Source organism: Motilibacter peucedani (genome assembly GCF_003634695.1).
GTDB lineage: Bacteria > Actinomycetota > Actinomycetes > Motilibacterales > Motilibacteraceae > Motilibacter > Motilibacter peucedani.
In genome coordinates this window covers 585,637-604,951 of record NZ_RBWV01000009.1, presented here as the reverse complement: position 1 = coordinate 604,951, position 19,315 = coordinate 585,637, and the positions used below count along the sequence as shown (strand labels likewise).

At 73.6% G+C, this 19,315-nt stretch carries 19 protein-coding genes; 7 read left to right on the top strand and 12 right to left on the bottom strand.

Annotated features, from left to right (window positions below; all coding sequences use genetic code 11):
• From CLV35_RS04370 to CLV35_RS04360, 3 genes are read right to left on the bottom strand one after another with little or no spacing between them, the layout of a single operon-like run.
• Positions 1-885 carry a carbohydrate ABC transporter permease gene (locus CLV35_RS04370; RefSeq protein WP_231121476.1) on the bottom strand — a complete coding sequence of 295 codons (885 nt, stop codon included), beginning with the start codon at positions 883-885 and terminating at the stop codon, positions 1-3.
• A complete protein-coding gene (locus CLV35_RS04365; RefSeq protein ID WP_121192144.1) occupies positions 885-1,784 on the bottom strand; it encodes a carbohydrate ABC transporter permease in 900 nt (299 codons plus the stop codon). Before CLV35_RS04365 ends, CLV35_RS04370 begins: the two co-directional genes overlap by 1 nt.
• Positions 1,781-3,166: an ABC transporter substrate-binding protein gene (locus CLV35_RS04360; RefSeq protein WP_121192143.1), complete on the bottom strand. Its 1,386-nt coding sequence runs from the start codon at positions 3,164-3,166 to the stop codon at positions 1,781-1,783. The genes CLV35_RS04365 and CLV35_RS04360 overlap by 4 nt, the downstream gene beginning before the upstream one ends.
• A gap of 264 nt (positions 3,167-3,430) precedes the next feature.
• On the opposite strand from CLV35_RS04360, the gene CLV35_RS04355 reads away from it, so the two are divergent.
• Positions 3,431-4,489: a LacI family DNA-binding transcriptional regulator gene (locus CLV35_RS04355; RefSeq protein ID WP_231121475.1), complete on the top strand. Its 1,059-nt coding sequence runs from the start codon at positions 3,431-3,433 to the stop codon at positions 4,487-4,489.
• 11 nt (positions 4,490-4,500) lie between these two features.
• Here CLV35_RS04355 and gap read toward each other — a convergent pair whose 3' ends face one another.
• Positions 4,501-5,493 carry a type I glyceraldehyde-3-phosphate dehydrogenase gene (gene gap / locus CLV35_RS04350; protein WP_121192141.1) on the bottom strand — a complete coding sequence of 331 codons (993 nt, stop codon included), beginning with the start codon at positions 5,491-5,493 and terminating at the stop codon, positions 4,501-4,503.
• 125 nt (positions 5,494-5,618) lie between these two features.
• Here gap and CLV35_RS04345 point away from each other — a divergent pair, with 125 nt between their 5' ends.
• Positions 5,619-6,194, top strand: a complete 576-nt coding sequence (locus tag CLV35_RS04345) for a TetR/AcrR family transcriptional regulator (RefSeq protein WP_121192140.1) — start codon at positions 5,619-5,621, stop codon at positions 6,192-6,194.
• Here CLV35_RS04345 and CLV35_RS19905 read toward each other — a convergent pair.
• Positions 6,191-6,334, bottom strand: coding sequence for a hypothetical protein (locus tag CLV35_RS19905; RefSeq protein ID WP_183061664.1), 144 nt, complete (start codon positions 6,332-6,334; stop codon positions 6,191-6,193). The genes CLV35_RS04345 and CLV35_RS19905 overlap by 4 nt on opposite strands.
• A gap of 244 nt (positions 6,335-6,578) precedes the next feature.
• On the opposite strand from CLV35_RS19905, the gene CLV35_RS19900 reads away from it, so the two are divergent.
• From CLV35_RS19900 to CLV35_RS04335, 3 genes are read left to right on the top strand one after another with little or no spacing between them, the layout of a single operon-like run.
• Positions 6,579-6,722: a hypothetical protein gene (locus CLV35_RS19900; protein ID WP_183061662.1), complete on the top strand. Its 144-nt coding sequence runs from the start codon at positions 6,579-6,581 to the stop codon at positions 6,720-6,722.
• A gap of 49 nt (positions 6,723-6,771) precedes the next feature.
• Positions 6,772-9,627 carry a sensor histidine kinase gene (locus CLV35_RS04340; protein WP_121192139.1) on the top strand — a complete coding sequence of 952 codons (2,856 nt, stop codon included), beginning with the start codon at positions 6,772-6,774 and terminating at the stop codon, positions 9,625-9,627.
• Complete coding sequence (locus CLV35_RS04335) at positions 9,624-9,974, top strand: MmcQ/YjbR family DNA-binding protein (protein WP_121192377.1); 351 nt, start codon at positions 9,624-9,626, stop codon at positions 9,972-9,974. Before CLV35_RS04340 ends, CLV35_RS04335 begins: the two co-directional genes overlap by 4 nt.
• 12 nt (positions 9,975-9,986) lie before the next feature.
• Here CLV35_RS04335 and CLV35_RS04330 read toward each other — a convergent pair whose 3' ends face one another.
• From CLV35_RS04330 to efeU, 4 genes are read right to left on the bottom strand one after another with little or no spacing between them, the layout of a single operon-like run.
• Positions 9,987-10,484 carry a DUF4395 domain-containing protein gene (locus CLV35_RS04330; protein ID WP_121192138.1) on the bottom strand — a complete coding sequence of 166 codons (498 nt, stop codon included), beginning with the start codon at positions 10,482-10,484 and terminating at the stop codon, positions 9,987-9,989.
• Between the two features lie 10 nt (positions 10,485-10,494).
• Positions 10,495-11,769, bottom strand: a complete 1,275-nt coding sequence (gene efeB / locus CLV35_RS04325) for an iron uptake transporter deferrochelatase/peroxidase subunit (RefSeq protein WP_121192137.1) — start codon at positions 11,767-11,769, stop codon at positions 10,495-10,497.
• The gene (gene efeO, locus CLV35_RS04320; protein ID WP_121192136.1) at positions 11,766-12,986 is read right to left on the bottom strand and encodes an iron uptake system protein EfeO; all 1,221 of its coding nucleotides are present in this window, start codon (positions 12,984-12,986) and stop codon (positions 11,766-11,768) included. The genes efeB and efeO overlap by 4 nt, the downstream gene beginning before the upstream one ends.
• On the bottom strand, positions 12,983-13,879 hold the full coding sequence (gene efeU / locus CLV35_RS04315) for an iron uptake transporter permease EfeU (RefSeq protein WP_121192135.1): 897 nt from the start codon (positions 13,877-13,879) through the stop codon (positions 12,983-12,985). The genes efeO and efeU overlap by 4 nt, the downstream gene beginning before the upstream one ends.
• A gap of 187 nt (positions 13,880-14,066) precedes the next feature.
• Between efeU and CLV35_RS04310 the strand changes: the two genes are divergently transcribed.
• Both CLV35_RS04310 and CLV35_RS04305 read left to right on the top strand, forming a co-directional pair.
• Positions 14,067-14,546 (top strand): VOC family protein, encoded by a 480-nt coding sequence (locus CLV35_RS04310; RefSeq protein WP_121192376.1) that lies wholly within the window; start codon positions 14,067-14,069, stop codon positions 14,544-14,546.
• 71 nt (positions 14,547-14,617) lie between these two features.
• Entirely contained in the window at positions 14,618-15,325 is a 708-nt protein-coding gene (locus CLV35_RS04305) for a C1 family peptidase (RefSeq protein ID WP_121192134.1), read from the top strand.
• 35 nt (positions 15,326-15,360) lie between these two features.
• Here the strand turns inward: CLV35_RS04305 and CLV35_RS04300 are convergent, their stop codons facing one another.
• The 3 genes from CLV35_RS04300 to CLV35_RS04290 form a co-directional block, all read right to left on the bottom strand.
• Positions 15,361-15,867: a hypothetical protein gene (locus CLV35_RS04300; RefSeq protein WP_121192133.1), complete on the bottom strand. Its 507-nt coding sequence runs from the start codon at positions 15,865-15,867 to the stop codon at positions 15,361-15,363.
• A 48-nt stretch (positions 15,868-15,915) separates the two neighbouring features.
• Positions 15,916-16,485, bottom strand: coding sequence for an RNA polymerase sigma factor (locus tag CLV35_RS04295; protein WP_121192132.1), 570 nt, complete (start codon positions 16,483-16,485; stop codon positions 15,916-15,918).
• Between the two features lie 128 nt (positions 16,486-16,613).
• Positions 16,614-19,220 (bottom strand): CHAT domain-containing protein, encoded by a 2,607-nt coding sequence (locus CLV35_RS04290; protein ID WP_121192131.1) that lies wholly within the window; start codon positions 19,218-19,220, stop codon positions 16,614-16,616.
• Between the last annotated feature and the right edge of the window lie 95 nt (positions 19,221-19,315).

The window sequence follows — 19,315 nt, the reverse complement described above, 5'->3', positions numbered from 1 at the left end:
TCAGCCCTTGACCGCGCCACCGAGCGTGAAGGCGCCGCCGAGCTTGCGCGAGAGCAGCAGGTAGAGCAGCACCACCGGGAGCGCGTAGATGAGCGAGTACGCCGCCAGCTGGCCGTAGGCGACCTGGCCGTACTGGCTGAAGAACGTGTAGATGCTCACCGAGGCCGGCAGCTTGTCGGGCGAGAGCAGCAGGACGAAGGGCACGAAGAAGTTGCCCCACATGCCGATGAAGGTGAAGATCGCGACGACCGCGAGCCCCGGCCACATCAGCGGCAGGACGACGAACCGCAGTGCCTGCAGGCTCGAGGCGCCGTCGGTCCAGGCCGCCTCCTCCAGCGAGACGGGCACGCCGTCCATGAAGTTCTTCATCAGCCAGATGCCGAAGGGCAGGCCGGTCGTGGCGAGGAAGAGCACCGTGCCGATGCGGGTGTCGACCAGGTTGATCTGCACGAACAGCCCGTAGACCGGCACCATTATCGCGGTGATGGGCAGCCCGGTGGAGAACAGGATGGTGAGCAGGAACGGCTTGCGGTAGCGGGTGTCGTAGCGCGAGAGCGGGTACGCGGCGAGCGTCGACGCGACCAGCGTCAGGACCGCCGCGGAACCGCACAGCAGCAGCCCGTTGCGCATGGGCCGGAACGTCGTCTCCTCGTCGAGCACGGCCTTGAAGTTGTCGAGGCTCGGATGCCCCGGCCAGCTGACGCTCAGGCCGGCGTCCGCGTTGACGGAGGCGAGCAGCACCCACAGCAGCGGCACCACGAACATCGCGCCGATCAGGAGCAGCACGAGGTTGACCACGGCCTTCTGCGCGCGCGAGCGCGCGTGCATCGTCCGGGAGCGGGGCGCGGCCGCCGCGGTGACCGGCCGGCTCATCGTCGTGGCCATCAGATCTCCGTCTTCAGCACGCGGAGGTAGACCAGCGAGAAGACCGCGCCCACCACCAGCATCACCAGCGCGAGCGCCGTGCCGTAGCCGAGCTGGCCGAAGCTGAAGGCCTGCTCGTACATGTAGAGCGGCAGCGTCTGGCTCTTGGTGCCTGGTCCGCCCTTGGTCATCGTGTAGATCAGGCCGAAGACCGAGAGCGTCTGCAGCGTGATCAGCATCAGGTTGGTGGTGACCGAGCGCCGGATCAGCGGCAGGGTCACGCTCCACAGCCTCCGGGCGCCGCTCGCACCGTCGACCTCCGCGGCCTCTTCCAGCTCACGAGGCACCTCGGACAGTGCGGCGGAGTAGACGAGCATGGAGAAGGCCGTGCCCCGCCAGATGTTCGCGATGGACACCGCGACGATGGGGTGGCTGAAGAGCAGCGCCTGGTGCCCGAGCCCGACGGAGTCGAAGAACGCGTTCAGCGACCCGTCCTTGCCGAGGAACGCGTACCAGATGTAGCCGGCGACCACCTCGGGGATCACCCACGCGCCGACCACGAACGCGCCCACGAGTGTGCGCACCACCTTGCTGCCCGCGCGCATGAGCAGAGCGAGGCACAGGCCCACGAGGTTCTGCCCGACGATGGCCGACAGGAACGTGAAGACCAGGGTCAGCACCACCGAGTTGCGGAAGGCGCTGCTGTCGAAGGCCTTGTGGAAGTTGTCCAGGCCGATGAAGTGCGAGTTCGCCGCGCCCGCACCACTCAGGGCCGTGTTGGTGAACGCGCCGTAGACCGACCAGACGATGGGCCCGGCCAGGAAGACCAGCAGCAGCAGCGTGGCGGGCGCCAGGGGCAGCGCCCTGGCGACCGCACGCCGCGACTGCGAGGCGTCGGCGCGAGGGTGCGCGACACTCACTGGGTGGTCGTCCCGTCGTCACCGACGATGCCCTTGACCGACTCGTCGTAGGCCTTCGCCGCGTCCTCGGGGCTCGACTGGCCGGTCATCACGGACTCCATCGCGACCTGGATCTGGTTGGAGATCTGCGGGTACTCCGGGTAGGCCGGCCGGTACTTCGTCACCGCGACCACCTCGGAGAAGACCGGTGCCTTGCTGTTGGCAGCGGTGTAGCTCGCGTCGGCCGCCACGTCCTTGCGGACGGCGATCTGGGAGGCGGCCACCGCGTACTTCGCCGCGTTCTTCTCCGTCTGCGCCGCCTGGATGAACTTCCAGGCCGCGTCGGCGTGGTCGGACTTGGCGCTGATGGCCCAGGTCCAGCCGCCGGAGAGGCTGATCCTGCCCGGCGCCTGGCCCTTCTGCGTCGGCATCGGCGTCTGCCCGAGCGCCTCGCTCCACTGCGGCCACGGCTTGCCACCGGTGGGCAGCCAGCTGCCGGTGATCCAGGAACCGTCGAGGGCGATGGCCAGCTTGCCGTTGGGAAGCCACTGCTGCTGGATCTTGTCGCTGAGCTGGGCGTCCGTGGCGTCCTGCGCGTCAGGCCCGAGCTTCTCGTCGAAGACGGTCTTGACGAACTTCAGCGAGTCGACGAAGTGCGGGCTGCCCACGACCCACTTCTTGGAGGCGTCGTCGTAGAGCGTGCCGCCCGTGCCGTAGAGCAGCATCTCGAAGCCCTGCATCGTGGAGGCCTCGCCCGCCGCCTTGCTCGAGTAGATGTTGAACGGCGTCACCCCCGGCACCTTCGCCTTGACCGCGCGCGCCGCCGTGAGCACGTCGTCCCACGTCTTGGGCTGCCACGGCACCGGGATGCCGGCCTTCTTGAGGATGTCCTTGCTGTACCAGAGCGCGCGGGTGTCGGTGCCGTCCGGGACGCCGTACGTCTTGCCGTCCTGCCCCTTCGCCGCACCCTTCGCGCTCTCCTCGAACTGCGACCACTGGTCCCACGAGGACAGGTAGCTGTCGAGGGGCTTGAGGTAGCCCGCCTTGATGTCGGAGTTGATGAGGAACGTGTCCTCGTAGACGAGGTCTGGCGAGGTCTTGGACGACTTCAGCATCAGCGCGAGCTTGGTGTAGTAGTCGTTCTCCGAGGCCACGATCGGGTCGAGCTCGACCTTGCTGCCGGGGTTGGCGGCTTCGTACTCCGTCTTCACGCCCGCGAGGAAGTTGTCCATGATGCGGTTCTCGCCGAAGCGCTGGTAGGCGATCTTGATGGTGCCGGTCGTCCCGCCGCCCTGCCCGCTCTGGGCGGCGGCCTTGCCGGGGCTGCTCGAGCCCCCGCAGCCGGTGAGGGTCGTCGCTGCCACGGCAGCGGCGGCGGCCAGGAGGAAGATCTTGCGCTGCATCGGATGTGTGTCCCTACTCACGCGGCGGTGCGTGGTCTTGGACCAGGGCGGGCACTGCGTCGAGGCCCTGGTGCGGTGGGCGTGCGCGACATCGCTCTGCTCCGGCCCGCGTGCACGCGGGCCGGTGTCGGCGGGTCTCTCCCGACCGACGGGATAACGTTATACCGCGACTGTGGCGCGAACCGCCGTCCATGTCAAGACCCTCTCGAAGCACTGCTCCGCAAGCACAACCGCGGACGCGTACCTGCGCCTATGCTCCCGTCCGTGAGCACCCCACGACGGACGCCGGAGCGGCGGCCCACGATGCGCGACGTCGCCCGCGAGGCGGGGGTGGCGCTGCGTACGGTCTCGCGCGTCGTCAACGGGGAGTCGAACGTCAACGCCGAGATGGCCGGCCGGGTGCACAGCACCATCGCGCGGCTGGGCTACCGGCCCGACGAGCGCGCGCGCCAGCTGCGCCGCGGCTCGAGCCAGACCATCGGTGCCGCACTGCGCGGCACCGGCGGGATGTGGGAGCACACGGCTGAGCACACTGCGCGGGCGGCCGGCTTCATGACGCTGGCCGCGTCGACCGAGGACGACCCGGCGCTCTACGCGCAGGTCATCGAGTCGCTGTGCCAGCGGCGCGTCGACGGGCTGATGGTCGAGCCGATCGGTGCTGCCACGCCGTACCTCGTGGCCGAGGTCGAGGCCGGCCTGCCGGTCGTGGCGGTCGACCGGCCGCTCGAGGACGTCCCCGCCGACTCCGTCGTCAGCGACAACGCCGGGGGCATCCGCGCCGCGGTCGAGCACCTGCTCGCGCGCGGGCACCGCGAGATCGCCTACATCGGCGACAGCGAGCGCATCTACACCGGGCGCCTGCGCGCCGAGGCGTTCCGCAGCTGCCTGCAGGAGGCCGGCCTCGCCGTCGAGGACGCGAGCGTCACGACGGGCGAGGCCGGGCCCGAGATGGTCGCCGACGCGCTCGACCGGATGCGCCGGTGCAGCGCCCCGCCGACGGCGCTGGTGACCGGCAACAACGTCATCTCCTGGCAGGTGCTGCGCCAGCTGGGCCCCGCGATCGGCGAGCTGGCCGTGTTCTGCTTCGACTCGCTCGAGAACGCCGAGCTGCTCGCGCACCCGGTGAGCACGGTCAACCAGGACCTCGAGGGGCTGGGCCGCACGGCGGTCGACCTGCTGCTCGCCCGGCTGGCCGAGCCCGAGCGCGAGCGGCAGCACATCATCTTGCCGGTGAGCCTGAGCATCCGCGCCTCGAGCGAGGTGCCGCCGCCACCGCGTGCGCGACGCCGCCGCGCCCATAAGGCCCAGGCGCCGAGCAGCTGAGCGCCGAGGGGCTAGGCGCCGATCAGCGCCACAGTGTCCAGCAGCCGGTTGGAGAAGCCCCACTCGTTGTCGTACCACCCGAGCACCTTGACCGTGCGGCCGGAGACCGCCGTGAGCGGCGCGTCGACGATGCACGACTCCGGGCTGCCGACGATGTCGCTCGAGACGAGGGGGACGGTGCTGTAGCGCAGGATCCCAGCGAGGGGACCTTCGGCGGCGGCACGGAAGGCGGCGTTGACCTCCTCGACGGTGGTGTCGCGCGAGGTGGTGACGGTCAGGTCGGTCATGGAGCCGGTGACGACCGGCACCCGCAGCGCGAAGCCCGACAACCGGCCGGCCAGCTCGGGCAGGACGAGCCCGATCGCCTTCGCCGCACCGCTGGTGGTCGGGACGATGTTGGCCGCCGCTGCACGGGCGCGGCGCAGGTCCTTGTGCGGCCCGTCCTGCAGGTTCTGGTCCTGGGTGTAGGCGTGGACCGTGTTCATGAGGCCGCTCTCGATGCCGACCGCCTCGTGCAGCACCTTCGCCAGCGGTGCCAGGCAGTTGGTGGTGCACGAGGCGTTCGAGACGACGTGGTGGCGCTCGGGGTCGTACTGGTCGGAGTTGATGCCGTAGGCGATCGTGAGGTCCTCACCGCTGGCCGGAGCCGAGATGAGCACCTTGCGGGCGCCGGCGTCGAGGTGGGCGCGGGCGGCGTCGGCCGAGGTGAAGGCGCCGGTCGACTCGACGACCACGTCGACGTCGAGCTCCCGCCACGGCAGGTCGGCCGGGCGCCGCTCGGCCAGCACGCGGATCTTCGAGTCCCCGACGACCATCGTGTCGCCGGACACCTCGACCGGCACGGACAGCGGCCCGTTCGCGGTGTCGTAGCGCAGCAGGTGGGCGAGCGTCTCGACGTCGCCGAGGTCGTTGACGGCGACGACCTCGAGGTCGCTGGGGCGGGCGAGCGAGGCGCGGAGCATGCTGCGGCCGATGCGGCCGAAGCCGTTGATGGCGACTCTCATGCGGTGGTCCCTCTCCGGTCTGCACCGGGGCGGGTTCCCCGGAGCGCTACCGGCACGGTACCTACTAGTAGGTACAGACGTCCAGGGAGTAACACGGAGCCTGTACCTGCGCGTACGGTGGTCCGATGGACACGCGCACCCGGCTGCTCGAGAGCACGCAGGACCTGCTCTGGGACCGCGGCTACGTCGGCACCAGCCCCCGCGCCATCCAGGAGCGGGCCGGCGCCGGTCAGGGCAGCATGTACCACCACTTCTCCGGCAAGCACGACCTCGCGGTCGCTGCGATGCGGCTCACCACCGAGCAGGTGCGCGAGCGCGCCGAGCAGCTGCTCGGCGCAGAGGGCACGGCGTACGCCCGGGTCGAGGCCTACCTGCGCTTCGAGCGCGACGCGCTGCGCGGGTGCCGCGTGGGGCGCATGACGCAGGACCCCGAAGTGGTCGCCGACGACGAGCTGCGCGCGCCCGTCGCCGACGCGATCGCCTGGCAGCGCGGGCGGATCGCCCAGGTGCTGGCCGAGGGAGTGGCGCGCGGCGAGCTGTCGCCCGCGCTGTCACCTGAGCGCACGGCGGCCACGCTGGTCGCGGTGGTGCAGGGGGCGTACGTCGAGGCGCGTGCCGCCGGCAGCCGCGAGCCCTACGACGCAGCGATCGAGGGCGCGCTCGACCTGCTGCGCGCCTGCGTGCTGACGGAGCGCGACTAGACCGAGCGACGGCCCGTCAGCGCGTGGACGACCACGACGACGAGGGCGATGATCAGGCCCCACCACAGCACGTGGGCGACGAAGCCGAGCCCGCCGAAGACGACGAACAAGATCAGGGCGACGATCAGCAGCACCGGCATGGGAGTTCCTCTCTGGTCATGAAGATCGTCTCCCGTCGCTACGCAGCGCAAACGTCGAGGCGCCCACGGGCCCGTTCCGGGCAGAATTCCTCACTCCGCGTGTATCACGCCGGCTCGAACCGTCTCTGGTCCACCGACGCGGGCGTCGGGACGGGCATCTGGAGGGGAGCCGTCCCGCCGCCGGACGTCGCACCTCGTGGCCGGACGACCCCGGCCCGCGACGCACCAGGACCAGGAGGAACCCGTGACGACAGCAGGAGTGCTCGCGACCACCCGCGCCGCCCGCGTGCGGCGCCGACGGCGCCTCGCCCGGCTCGGCACCGACCTGCGCGCAGTGCCGCGCTGGCCCGCCCCGGAGCAGGAGCGGGCCGCAGGCGTACGCCGCTGATCCTGCCGCCCGGTCCTCAAGTCCGCGCGGAGAGCGTCGAAGCAGACGCGTGAGCTTCGTGTCCCCGCTCCCGCGGCAAGCGGCGGCGCCCGTGCGGGCGCGCCCGGACGAGGACGTCAGCGTCGCGGTCGAGCGCGCCACCCGCCGCGTGCGCGACGCCGAGGCCCTGGCCGGCGTCGGGACGTTCACCTGGGACCCGATCACCGGGGAGGCCTGGTGGTCCGACGGGCTCTACGCCCTGCACGGCAGCGACCGGGCAGGCGAGCCGGAGCCGACCGCGCTGCTCGAGCGGCTGCTGGACCCGGCCGAGCACACCCGGCTCGTCGAGCACCTGCGCGAGGTGGCCGCGAGCGTGCCCGGCACGCCCGCCGAGCTGCACCAGCGCAGCCGCCGCACCGACGGCACCCCGTGGCACATGGCGGTGCGCAGCGCGGTCGACGAGGTCGGCGTCGTCTACGGCGCCGTGCACGACGTGACCGCGCAGGCCCGGCTCGTCGAGAGGCTGCAGGACTCCCTCGACGTCCAGCGCGACGTCACGGCCGCCGCCAACGACAGGGACGCCACCCTCGCCCTCGTGGCGCGCCGCGCGGTGGAGACCTTCCCTGCCGCCGACGGCGCGGCGGTGGAGCTCGTCGAGGGCGCGGACCTGGTCTGCGCCGTGGCCGCCGGCTCTCTGCAGGAGTGGGTCGGCACCCGTCTCGCGGCCTCCGGCTCGTTCAGCGGCAGCGTCGTCGCGGCGGGCGCGGCTGCCTACTGCGCCGACGCCGCGACCGACCCGCGAGCGGACCGGGTCACGTGCGCGCGGCAGGGCGTCCGCTCGATGCTCGTGGCACCGCTCAGCTCGGGCGACCGGGTCATCGGCACGCTGAAGGTCTCCGCGCGCCGGCCGGACGCCTTCGAGGACGCCGACGCCCAGCACCTCGGGCTGCTGGCCGGGAGCCTCGGCTCCGCCCTCCGCCACGCCGACGACTACGCCCGCCACCGCCGCCAGCTCCAGGAGACCGAGTCCACGCTCGAGGCGCTCGAGGCCTCCGAGCAGCGGTTCCGACTGGCCTTCGACAACTCGCCGCTGGGCATGGCGCTGGTCAGCCTCGACCCCACCGACCTCGGCACCTACATCCAGGTCAACCCCGCGATGTGCGCCATCACCGGCTGGTCGGGCGCCGAGCTCTCGCGCATGAGCTACCGCGACCTCCAGCACCCCGACGACGTCCCGGCCACCACCCCGGCCCTGCGCGCGATCCTCGAGGGCGAGACCGACACCGCCGCCGGCGTGCGCAGGTACGTCCACAAGGACGGGTCGCACCTGTGGGTGTCGCTGCGGCTCGCGACCGTGCGCGACGACGACGGCCGGCCGCTGTACGCGGTGCTGCAGGTCGAGGACGTCACGGCCGCGCGCACCACCCAGGCCCAGCTCGAGCGCCAGGCCCGCCTGCTCGAGCTCATCCCGGCCGCCGTGGTCGTGCGCGACCTCGACGGCACCGTCCGCTGGTGGAACGCGGGCGCCGAGGCGACCTACGGCTGGCCGCAGGCCGCGGCCGTCGGCAAGGTCGCCCACCGGCTGCTCGCCACCTCGTTCCCGGCCGGCGGCAGCGTCAGCGACCTGACCGCGGCGCTGCTCGAGACGGGCAGCTGGACCGGTGAGCTCGCCCAGCTCACCGCCGCCGGGCGCACGGTGACCGTGCTGAGCCGGCAGGTGCTCCAGCGCGACGCGGCCGGTTCGCCGGTCGCCGTGCTCGAGGTCTCCACCGACGTGACCGCGGCGCGCGCGTCCGAGCGCGCGCTCGCCGAGAGCGAGCAGCGGTTCCGCGCCCAGTTCGACTCCTCCGCCGCCGGTCAGGCGGTGCGCGCGCTCGACGGCACGCTGCTCGACGTCAACCGCGCCTTCGCCGAGATGGTCGGTCGACCGGCCGAGCAGGTCGTGGGTACCCGCGACGAGGACTACCTGCACCCCGACGACCTGGCTGCCGCGCGGGCCGAGGTGGCCGGGCTGTTCGCCGGCGACCGCGACTCCTCCAGCGCGGAGACGCGGCTGCGGCGCGCCGACGGCAGCTGGCTCGACGTGCACACGACCAGCTCGCTGGTGCGCGACCCCGACGGGCTGCCGAAGCACCTGATCGAGGTCGTCTCCGACATCTCCGACCGCAAGGCCGCCGAGCGCGCCCGCGACGAGGCCGCCGCCGAGCTCGCGTCGCGCAACAGCGCGCTCGAGGAGGCCAACGCGCTCAAGCTCGACCTGATCGGGATGCTCGGCCACGAGATCGGCAACCCGCTCGCCTCGATCCTCGGCTACGCCGAGCTGGCCGGGGACTCCTGGGACGTCCTCGACGAGGCCGACCGGCGTCGGGCGCTCGAGGTCATCGGGCGCCAGGCCGGCCGGCTCGACGAGATCGTGCGCGAGGTGCTCGCCATGGTCAGCATCGACGCGGGCAGCCTGCACGCCCAGCGCTCGACCCTGCGGCTGCGCGACCACGTCGCCGCGGCCGTCGCCGCGACCGGCGCGGTCGGCGCCGAGCTGGTCGGAGACCTCGATGCCACCGTCGAGGCGCACCCCGGCCACCTCGAGCAGATCCTCGTCAACCTGCTGACGAACGCCGGGAAGTACGGCGGTGGTGCCACGCGCGTGGCGGTGGGGTCGAGCGACGGGCGGGTGCGCGTACGCGTCGAGGACCGCGGCCCCGGCGTGCCCGCGGAGTTCCGTCCCCGCCTCTTCCAGCGCCTGGCGCGCGCCGAGCGCGACGCCGCGGCAGTCCGGGGCACCGGGCTCGGGCTCTACATCGTGCGCGGGCTGGCGCAGGCCAACGGCGCCGACGTCCGCCACGAGGACGCCGCACCGCACGGCTCGGTCTTCGTGGTCGACCTGGAGGCCGGCCGGTCGCTATCGTGCGAGGCGTGGCAGGTCTGACCCACGCCGAGCTGCTGGAGCACTGCCTGCGCAAGCCGGGTGCGTGGCTCGACCAGCCGTGGGAGGACGACACCGTCGTCAAGGTGGGGCCGAAGATCTTCGCGTTCCTCGGCGGCCCCGACACCGGCTCGGTCGCGCTCAAGTGCGGCGCGACGCGGGCGGAGGCCGACGAGTGGCTCGCGCGCTACCCCGACGACGCGACCGCCTCCGCCTACACCGGTCGCTACGGGTGGAACCGGCTGCGCCTCGACGGCGCGATCCCGCGCGACGAGCTGCTCGAGGCGGTCGACGGGTCGTACGCCGCGGTCGTCTCCCGGCTCCCGGCGCGCGAGCGCCCGGCGGGCTGAGGGGTCAGCCGCTCAGCCGCTCGTGACGGCCGGGCGCGACCAGATGTCGGCGCAGCGCTCGCACGTGCCCTCGGGCACCAGGCCCGCGCGCATGAGCAGCGGGAACGCGCGGCACGCGACGCAGAAGCCGGCGAAGGCCTCCAGGCTGGCGGCGGCCACGAGCACCCCGAGCACCGAGTAGGCCGCCCGCCGCCGGCCGAAGCCGTAGTGGAGCACGAGCGCCGAGGCCGACACCGCGAGCCCGACCCCCTGCGCGAGGCGCTTGGGCGGGCCCGGCACGAAGCGGTGCTCGGCGCGGATGCGCGGGGTGACGACGCGGGTCGCCAGCTGGCCCAGCGGGCTGAAGCGCGGGCCCGCCACCACGCGGGCGGCGAAGCCGTAGGTGAGCGGGGCGAGCAGCCACGGCTGGTCGAGCGCGATCGTGGCCGTCGAGAGCGCCACCACACCGCCGGCGACGACCCGGGCGGAGGTCTCGTTCACCGGGTCCGGGAACCCGACCAGACTGGTCATGAAACCCAGCCTACGTGGTGGCGAAGAGCCCCTCGCCCCACCAGCCACCGGGCCGTACGCCGGGCGGGCAGGCGAAGAGCCCGCTGCCGTTGTGCTGGATGTACTCGTTGAGGGCGTCGCCGTGGCGACCGGCCAGCGAGGTCTGGATGCGCACGAACTGCGCGCGCGGGTCGCGCTGGTAGGCGAGGAAGAACAGCCCCGCGTCGAGGCGGCCGAGCCCGTCGGTGCCGTCGGTGAAGCTGTAGCCGCGACGCAGCAGCTCGGCGCCGCCGTTGGTGCTCGGGTGCGCGAGGCGCACGTGCGCCTTCTCGTCGACCAGCGGCGAGCCGTCGGGCCCGGTGGCCTCCAGGTCCAGCGCGTCGAACTCCTTCTCGCGCCCGATCGGCGCGCCGGTGCCCTTGGTGCGCCCGATGACGCGCTCCTGCTCGGCCAGCGGCGTGGAGTCCCACGGCTCGATGAGCATGCGGATGCGGCGGGCGACGAGGTAGCTGCCACCGGCCATCCAGTCCGGACCGTCGCCCGGAGCCACCCAGACCGACTTCGCCAGGGCGCCGGCGTCCTCGAGCTTGAGATTGTTGGTGCCGTCCTTGAAGCCCATCAGGTTGCGCGGGGTCGACTGGCTCGTCGAGGTGGTCGAGGTCCGGCCGAAGCCGAGCTGCGACCAGCGCACGTTGGCCTTCCCGCGCGCGATGCGGGCCAGGTTGCGGATCGCGTGGACGGCCACCTGCGGGTCGTCGGCGCACGCCTGGACGCAGAGGTCGCCGCCGCTTCGCTCGGGGTCGAGCGCGTCGCCAGGGAAGGCGGGCAGGTCGGCGAGGGCCGCGGGCCGCTGGGCCGCGATGCCGAAGCGGTCCTTGCCGTGCGCGTCGGTGAACAGGCTCGGCCCGAAGCCCACCGTGATCGTGAGCTTGGCGGCCGGCAGCCCGAACGCCTCGCCCGTGTCGCTGGGGGGCGCCTGCGCCGGCCCGCCGGCGGTGCCGCCCTCGCCGACGTCGCGCCCCGCGCACATCGCCTCGGCGGCAGCCGTCCACTCCTTCAGCATCGCGACGAGCTCGTCGCGGCTGGTGGTGGTGACGTCGAAGGCGGCGAAGTGCAGGCGGTCCTGCGCCGGTGTCGTGATGCCGGCCTGGTGCTCGCCGTGGAACGCGACGGTGCCCGAGTCGTCGTCGCCTGTCTCGGTGGCCCGGGCGACGGCGGCTCCGCCCACTCCGCCCACGCCGACGGCGGCCGCGCCGCCGCCCAGCAGGCCGAGCAGCGAGCGCCGCGAGAGGTGGCCGGGGGTCATGCCGCCGTGATGGCCGCGGGGATCGACCCGAGCGGCTCGCTGATGGCGTCGACCTCGACGGCGAGCGCCTTGACCTCGGCCGGGGTCAGCGCGTCGTAGGAGACGTAGCCGCTGCCCGCGACGTAGCCCTTGCCGCCCTTGGTGGACGCGTGCGTCCCGAGCAGGTCCTGCAGCGCCGCGAAACGGGTGTCGAGGGTCTTGACCAGCGACGCGTCGCGCGCCTCGAGCGCCGGGCGCAGCTGGGTGTAGACGGTCTTGGCGCCCTCGACGTTGCCGGCGAAGTCGACCAGGTCGACGCGGGAGTAGCGCTCTTCCTCGCCGGTCACCTTGCTCTTGGCGACCTCGTCGAGCAGCGACTTGGCGCCGTTGGCCATGGTGAGCGGCGTGATCTCGACGCTGGGGATGAGCGCGACGAGCTTCTCGACGTTGGCCAGCAGGGCGTCGGCGGTGGGGCCGGAGGCACCGATGTCCTTGGTCTTGAAGAGGTCCTGCTCGAGCTTGTGGAAGCCGACGAACGGGGTGCCGGCGGTGACGTCGTCCTCGCGCATGTCGATGAGCGGGTCGAGGTCGCCGAACGACTCGGCGATGGGCTCGATCGACTCGTAGCGCAGCCGCGCCGGCGAGTAGAGCGCGCGGGCCTTCGCCGCGTCTCCCGCCTTCACCGCAGCCACGAACGGCGTGGTGGTGGCGAGCAGCGCGGCGGCCTGCGTCTCGACGTAGGTGCGGTAGGAGCTGACGGCCTCGGTGAGCTGGGCGTCGAGCGGCTCCGCGCTGGCGCTCGCGCCGCTGACGACGAGCGGAGCGCGTACGCCCTTGCCGACCATGCCCGGCTTGCAGGCCAGCTCGTAGCTGCCCGGCGCCAGGTCGACGGTGAGGGTGCGCGAGATGGCGGGCCCGATGTTCTCGACCTCGCCGACGATGCGGTCGCCCGGCGCGTAGACGTAGAACTCGGTGACGTCGCCGCCGCTGTTCTTGACCGAGAACGTGTGCCGCCCGGAGGGCAGCTCCGAGGCCGACGCCGTGCAGCTCTCGTCCTTCGCCTCCACAGAGACCTTCTGGCCCTTGGCGGCGGTGCCGCCGGAGCCGCCCGACGACGAGGCGGCGGCGTCGCTCGACGAGCCGCCGCAGGCGGAGAGGGTGAGGGCGAGGGCGAGGGCGACGAGGGCAGCGCTCGGCGCGAGCGCCCGGGTCGGGACGCTCGGGAAGAGGCGGATCATCGAGTGGACTCCTGCAGCACGCTCGGGGCGAGGCGGGTCGTGGTGGGGGCGGCAGCGGGCTTCGCGGACGCGGCGGCGGGGGCCGCGGTGCGCCGCGGGCGCCAGAGGTACGCGGTGAGCACCGGCACGAGGTAGGCGAGGTAGGCGACGGCCTGGAGCACCGTGGTGTCGGGGCTGAAGTTGAAGACGCCCTTGAGCAGCGTGCCGTACCAGCTCGTCGGCGGGATCTGCTGGCGCACGTCGAACGCCAGCGTGTTCAGACCGCCGAGCACGCCGCCCTCCTGCAGGTCGTGGACGCCGTAGCCGGCGACGCCGGCGGCGACCACGATCAGACCGGCGCCGGTCCAGGTGAAGAACGTCGCGAGGTTGAGCTTGACCGAGTGCCGGTAGAGCAGCCACGCCAGCACGACGGAGGTGAGCAGTCCCAGGGTGAAGCCGGCGACGGGCGAGGCGGTCGACCCGGCGGCCTGCACGGCCGACCAGAAGAACAGCGCGGTCTCGAGGCCCTCGCGCCCGACGGCGAGGAAGGCGGTGGCGGCGACCGCGACGCCGCCCAGCGCGAGCGCGGACTCGAGCCGGCCGGTGAGCTCGGACTTCATGCTGCGGGCGGTGCGCCGCATCCAGAAGACCATCCAGGTGACGAAGGCGACCGCGACCAGCGACAGCGTGCCGCCGAAGGTCTCCTGCGCCGCGCCGGAGGACAGCAGCGAGGTGGAGGTGTAGGTCAGCAGCGCGCCGAACGCGACGCTCACGGCGATGGCGGCGGAGACGCCGCCGCCGACGGCGACGAGCCGGTCGCGCCGGTCGACCTTGACGAGGTAGGCGATGAGGATGCTGACGACGAGCGAGGCCTCGAGGCCCTCGCGCAGGCCGATCAGGTAGTTGCCGAACACTCCGCCGCCTCTCGTTCCGTTTAGGTAAGCCTGACCTAAGGGGCCTGGGGCGTCAAGCGAGGGCCGGTGTGACTGGGCCCACTCGCCCTCCCGCCGACCAGTCGGTGCCCTCCGCCGCGTCTCCACGTGAGCAAGGCTGTGACGGCCGGGCCGGCCGGCCCGACCCCCGCGAGAGGAGCACGTCGTGCTGGGTCCGATCATCCCCAACCTGTGGTTCGACACCGAGGCGGAGCAGGCGGCGGAGTTCTACTGCTCGGTCTTCCCGAACTCGCGCGTCCGCTCGGTGGCGCGCTACCCCGAGGGAGCGCCGGGCCAGGCCGGCTCGGTCATGACCGTCGAGTTCGAGCTCGACGGCAACCGCTTCGTCGGCATCAACGGCGGCCCGCAGTTCCGCTTCAGCGAGGCGGTGTCCTTCCAGGTCACCTGCGCCGACCAGGCCGAGCTCGACCGCTACTGGGAGCAGCTCACCGACGGCGGCGAGGAGAGCCAGTGCGGCTGGCTGCGCGACCGCTTCGGCCTGTCGTGGCAGATCGTGCCCGACGGCATGGACGAGGTCTTCTCCGACCCCGACCCCGAGCGGGCGCAGCGCGCGATGCAGGCGATGCTCGGCATGCGCAAGCTCGACATCGCGGCGCTGCGGGCGGCGGCCGACGGGGTGCCGGCCTAGCGCACCCCGTATCAGCGCACCCCTCCCGACGCTCTCCTCCTCGTCAGGTCACCACTGAGAGGAGACGGATGATGGACGGCACCGGCCAGGGCGGCGGGCACGAGCTCGACACGGTCGTGATCCACGAGGACGTGGTCCCCGGCATGCGGCTCGGCCGCCACGTGCGGCACGACCCCCGCAGCCGGGACTTCGTCGCGCGCGAGGCACCGGCGCTGGTGAGCGCGCTGCACCGGCGCCACTGCCCGCCCTTCGACCAGGGCCAGCTCGGCAGCTGCACGGGCAACGCGACCGTGGGCCTGCTGATGACCGAGCCGTTCTACCGGCCGGGGCGCGAGCTCGACGAGGACGACGCGGTGGCGGTCTACGCCCGCGCCACCCACCTCGACCGGTTCCGGGGCGTCTACCCGCCCGACGACACCGGCAGCTCGGGGCTCGCGGCGATGAAGGCGGCGCGCGAGGCGGGCTGGCTCACCGCGTACTCCCACGCGTTCGGCCTGCAGCACGCGCTCCGCGCGCTGGTGCTCACCCCGGTGATCACCGGGGTCAACTGGTACGAGGGCTTCGACAAGCCGGCGGCTGACGGGCTCGTGGAGATCGCGGGCAGCGTCCGCGGCGGCCACGAGTTCGAGGTGCACGGCATCGACGTCGAGGCGCGCACGGTCCGCTGCGTCAACAGCTGGGGGCCCGACTGGGGCGACGACGGCTCGTTCACCATGAGCTGGGACACCTGGGACCGCCTGCTCCACGAGCAGGGCGACGTCACCACCGGCACGCTCTGAGCCGAGCTCCGCTGGACGGAGGTCCGGGCGACGGCTCAGACCTCCATCCAGGTGGTCACCAGCGCGGCGCCGGCGCCGTCGGCGGGCACGCAGCGCAGCTTGATGCGGCCCGCCGGCACGTCGTCGACGAGGAAGCGGCCGTGCTCGTCGGAGACGTCCTCGCTGGTGCCGCCGTCGTGCTCCACGACCACGCGCGCCCCCGTCGCCGGGGTGAGCTCGCCCACCAGCCGGCGCCGGGTGCCCGTCTGGACGACCTCCAGCTCGAGCGTCAGGTGCGGGGTGGCGAACGTCAGCAGGCGTACGCCGGCGGCGGCGCTGCGGACGAGTGCACCCTCCCCCGCCTGCACCGCGGAGTCCCACACCATCTCGGCGAGCTCCTCGTCGACCGTGCGCCAGGTGAAGCTCGCCTTGGCCATCGCGACCAGGGCCGGAGGCACCGGGTCGCGGCGCGCCGCGAGGCGGGCGATGTCCTGCAGCAGCGCGAGGTCGTCGGCGCCGGGCTCCGGTCCGACCTCGTGGAGGTCGGGCTCTCGGTCGCTCATCGACCGCTCCTCTCGCTCGCTCGGGCTGGTCGGGGTCCTCGGGATGCGCTAGGCCTCTGCATCGACGCCCGCCTCCACCAGCTGGCGGCGCAGCCGCTCGAGGCAGCGCCGCCGGGTGGGGCCGATGCTCCCGACCGGCATGCCGAGCGTCTCGGCGACCTGCAGGTAGCTCAGCGGCGGGTCGGCGATGAGGACGCCCAGCAGCTGGCGGCAGGGCCCGGAGCTCGCCTCGAAGCACTGCCACAGCACGGAGTCGCGCTCCGCCCGCAGCAGGTCGCTGCCGGGCGGGGCGCTGTCGTCGTCGGTGCGCAGGTCGAGGACGTCGGTGTCGGTGGCCGTCTCGCGGGTGCGCGACTTGAGCACGCGCAGGCACTCGTGGCGGGCCGTCGTGGCGAGCCAGGCACCGACGCGCTCCGGCTCCCTCAGCCTGGGCAGCTGCTCCACCAGGCGCAGCCAGGCCGTCTGGAAGACGTCCGACGCGTCGTCGGAGGCGAGGCGGTAGCCGCGCACGACCGACCAGACCAGGCCGGCGTAGCGGTCGACGAGGGCGTCCCACGCTGCCTGGTCGCCGTCGCGCGCCGCGCGGACGAGGTCGGCGACGTCGTGCTCGTCGGTCATGGGTTCCTCCTGCCGGTGCGCGAGCCGGTGGTGGCGGGGGCACCGCCGGCGGGTCGCACTCTGCCTGTCATGAGCGGGTGACGCACCGAGAGATACACCGCGGCGCGTCCAGACCAGTGTGACGTGCGTCACGCACCGAAGCTGACGAACGCCGAGCCTGCTGCGGCGTCGGCGCCCGAGCGGCCCAGTGCGCGGCCCGCAGCGCCCGCCAGCGCCGCCGCCGGGCTGCGCCCCGCGACCAGCTCGCGGTGCAGGTCGATCATCAGCGGCTCCGTCTCCGCGTCGGGCACCAGCAGCAGCGGCGCGACCAGCGAGCGGACCCCGAGCGAGAGCATCGCCGCCGCCAGGCCGAGCAGCTCGTCGCCGACCGAGACCGAGCTGCGGCCGACCTCGCAGGCCGAGAGCACCACCGACAGCGGCGGCCGACGGACCTGCTCGATGTCGTAGACGGTGAGCGGGCCGTCGACGAGCTCGAGCGAGCTGAACTGCGGGTTGTCGCCGCGGAAGCGGCCGTGGGCAGCGACGTGCACGAGGTCGGCGCCCTCCATCGCCGCGAGCACGCGGGCGGCGGTGGCGTCGGAGCCGACGAGCACCTCGGCGTCGGGGTGCAGCTGGCTGAGCACGGCCACCTCGCTCTCGGCGTGCTCGAGGTCGGGGCCGGCCACCAGCACGGTCCGCCCTCCGGACGCCGATCGGCGGCGCGCCTCCAGCCACACCGTCGCGCTCGGCGACACGGTCAGCGACCGGCCGCGGCACGAGGGCAGCAGCGACCACGGCGTGGCGTGCAGCGGGTCGGTCGGCACCACCACCAGGTCACGGTCGCCGAGCTGGGGCAGCAGCGGCCGCACGAGCAGGTCGTCCAGCCGCTCGCCGGAGGCTTCGACCGACTCCTGGGCCCGGGCCGAGCCGAGGACCAGCCGGCGCAGGGCGAAGAAGGCGTGGTGCAGCTCGCGCTCGACCGCGACGACCGGCCCGAGCTCGGTCAGCTCCAGCCGTCCGGCCACCAGCGTGACGGCGTAGAGGCGGCCGGCGGCGTTCGCGTACTCGACCAGCGCCGCGTCGCCGAGCGCCTCGACGAGCCGGCGGGGCGGGGGGACGCGGGTGACCGGCTCGCCGGCGGCGCCGGACACCGTGCGGGTACGCGCCCGGATGCTGCGCTCGAGCGCGACCTGGCGCTCCACCAGGGCGGGGTCCGCGCGGCCGCCCTGCACCGCCTCGCGGCGCAGGCTCATCACCTGCCGCAGCTGGGCCAGCTCGGCGTCGAGCTCCGGGTCGGCGGGCGGGCGCACGCTCGGGCGCAGCAGCGCCGCCGCCCGCGTCCGCTCGGCCCACTGCAGCACGACCTCGGGACGCCGGTCGTCGAGCGCCACGTGGAGGCCCAGGTCGGCGAGCGCCGCCGCGCGCGCGGAGGCGGCCGCCCGCAGGTCGGTCGCGCCCAGGCTGTCGCGGTAGTCGTCGACCAGCGCCAGGCCGGACACGGCGGCACGCAGCGCACCCGTACGGTCCCCGCGGTGCCGGCGCAGCAGCGCCTCGGCGTGCCAGCCCAGGTGCTGGTGCCACACCGGCCCGCCGGCGCGGCGCAGGGCGCGCAGCCGCTCGAGGTCGTCGAGGCCGCGGCGCTGGGCTCCCCGCTCCAGCGCGCACCGGGCCGCCTGGAGGCGGGCGTCGAGCGCGTACGACGACCAGCCCGCGCGCTCGAGCTGCACGGCCGCTCGCCGCAGCTCCACGTCGGTCACGCTCGCGGCGTCCAGCCCGAGGCGCGCCTCCAGCTCCACCCACCGGGAGAGAGCCGCCCAGCCGGTGCGGCGCTGCAGCCGGAAGGCGGCAGTGGCGGCCTCGGCGTGCGCGGCGGCGGCGTGCGGGTCGCCCTCGGCGAGCTGGGCCTGGGCGAGACGCAGCCGCGCCTCCGCCAGCTCGCCCGCCTCGAGCCGGCGCTCCGCCGCGTCCACCGCCTTCTCAGCCGCTTCACGCGCCTCCGCGGCCAGCCCGCTGGCGAGCAGCAGCTCGCACTGGTCGCGCCAGAGCTCCGGGGGCACCTCCCGGTGGCGCGCGTAGCCCGCCTCCGCGGCTGCGTAGTGGGCCAGGGCCTCCGGCACCTGGTTGCGCAGGGCGGCGAGGTAGCCGAAGTTGTGGGTCAGGATCACCTGGTGCAGGTCGTCGCCCAGGCCGGCGAGCAGTCCGCGCGACTCCTCGAGGTCGCGCTGGGCGCCCGCCAGCTCGCCGCGGACGAGCTCCAGGACCGCCCGGTTCGCCAGCACCACAGCGAGCTCGTGCTGGTCGCCGGCCCGACGGATCGCGTCGACCGCGCGGCCGAGGACGTCGAGCGCCTCGTGCCACCGGCCCAGGGAGCGCAGCACCAGGGCCTCGGTGGTGAGCAGCTCGCCGGGCTCGCTGCCTGCCAGGAGAGGTCGTGCGCGCTCGATCTCGCGCAGCGCCGCCGCGCTGCGACCTTGCCGGACGAGCACGTAGGCGAGGTCGGACCGCGCCCGCGCAGCCCCGACGTCGTCGCCGGCGCGCTCGGCGGTGCGCGCCGCGGAGCGGAAGTGCAGGTCGGCCGTACGGCTGTCGTCGAGGTGCCCGGCGATCCGGCCGAGCACGCGGTCGGCGGCCGACACCGCGCCCCAGTCGCGGCCGGCGGTGGCCAGCGACCGGGCCTCCGTCGCCAACCGGCGCGCCTCTGCGGGGTCCGACAGGTAGGTGCGTGACGCCTGTTCGGCGAGCTCCCGCGCCGACACACTGACCTCCCGCTGGGTTCCGGCGCCAGGCTAGCGGGCCGGGGCCCCGTCCCACCAGACCGTGCGGCCCGGCGAAGTGACGCAGCGTGTCCTCG

Bases quoted from the DNA above. Each gene is read 5' to 3' on its own strand.
- CLV35_RS04360 (WP_121192143.1), bottom strand. From the start codon at position 3,166: ATGCAGCGCAAGATCTTCCTCCTGGCCGCCGCCGCTGCCGTGGCAGCG.
- efeO (WP_121192136.1), bottom strand. From the start codon at position 12,986: ATGATCCGCCTCTTCCCGAGCGTCCCGACCCGGGCGCTCGCGCCGAGC.
- CLV35_RS19905 (WP_183061664.1), bottom strand. From the start codon at position 6,334: ATGCCGGTGCTGCTGATCGTCGCCCTGATCTTGTTCGTCGTCTTCGGC.
- CLV35_RS04295 (WP_121192132.1), bottom strand. From the start codon at position 16,485: ATGACCGACGAGCACGACGTCGCCGACCTCGTCCGCGCGGCGCGCGAC.
- CLV35_RS04330 (WP_121192138.1), bottom strand. From the start codon at position 10,484: ATGACCAGTCTGGTCGGGTTCCCGGACCCGGTGAACGAGACCTCCGCC.
- efeB (WP_121192137.1), bottom strand. From the start codon at position 11,769: ATGACCCCCGGCCACCTCTCGCGGCGCTCGCTGCTCGGCCTGCTGGGC.
- CLV35_RS04300 (WP_121192133.1), bottom strand. From the start codon at position 15,867: ATGAGCGACCGAGAGCCCGACCTCCACGAGGTCGGACCGGAGCCCGGC.
- CLV35_RS04305 (WP_121192134.1), top strand. From the start codon at position 14,618: ATGGACGGCACCGGCCAGGGCGGCGGGCACGAGCTCGACACGGTCGTG.
- CLV35_RS04345 (WP_121192140.1), top strand. From the start codon at position 5,619: ATGGACACGCGCACCCGGCTGCTCGAGAGCACGCAGGACCTGCTCTGG.
- CLV35_RS04370 (WP_231121476.1), bottom strand. From the start codon at position 885: ATGGCCACGACGATGAGCCGGCCGGTCACCGCGGCGGCCGCGCCCCGC.
- gap (WP_121192141.1), bottom strand. From the start codon at position 5,493: ATGAGAGTCGCCATCAACGGCTTCGGCCGCATCGGCCGCAGCATGCTC.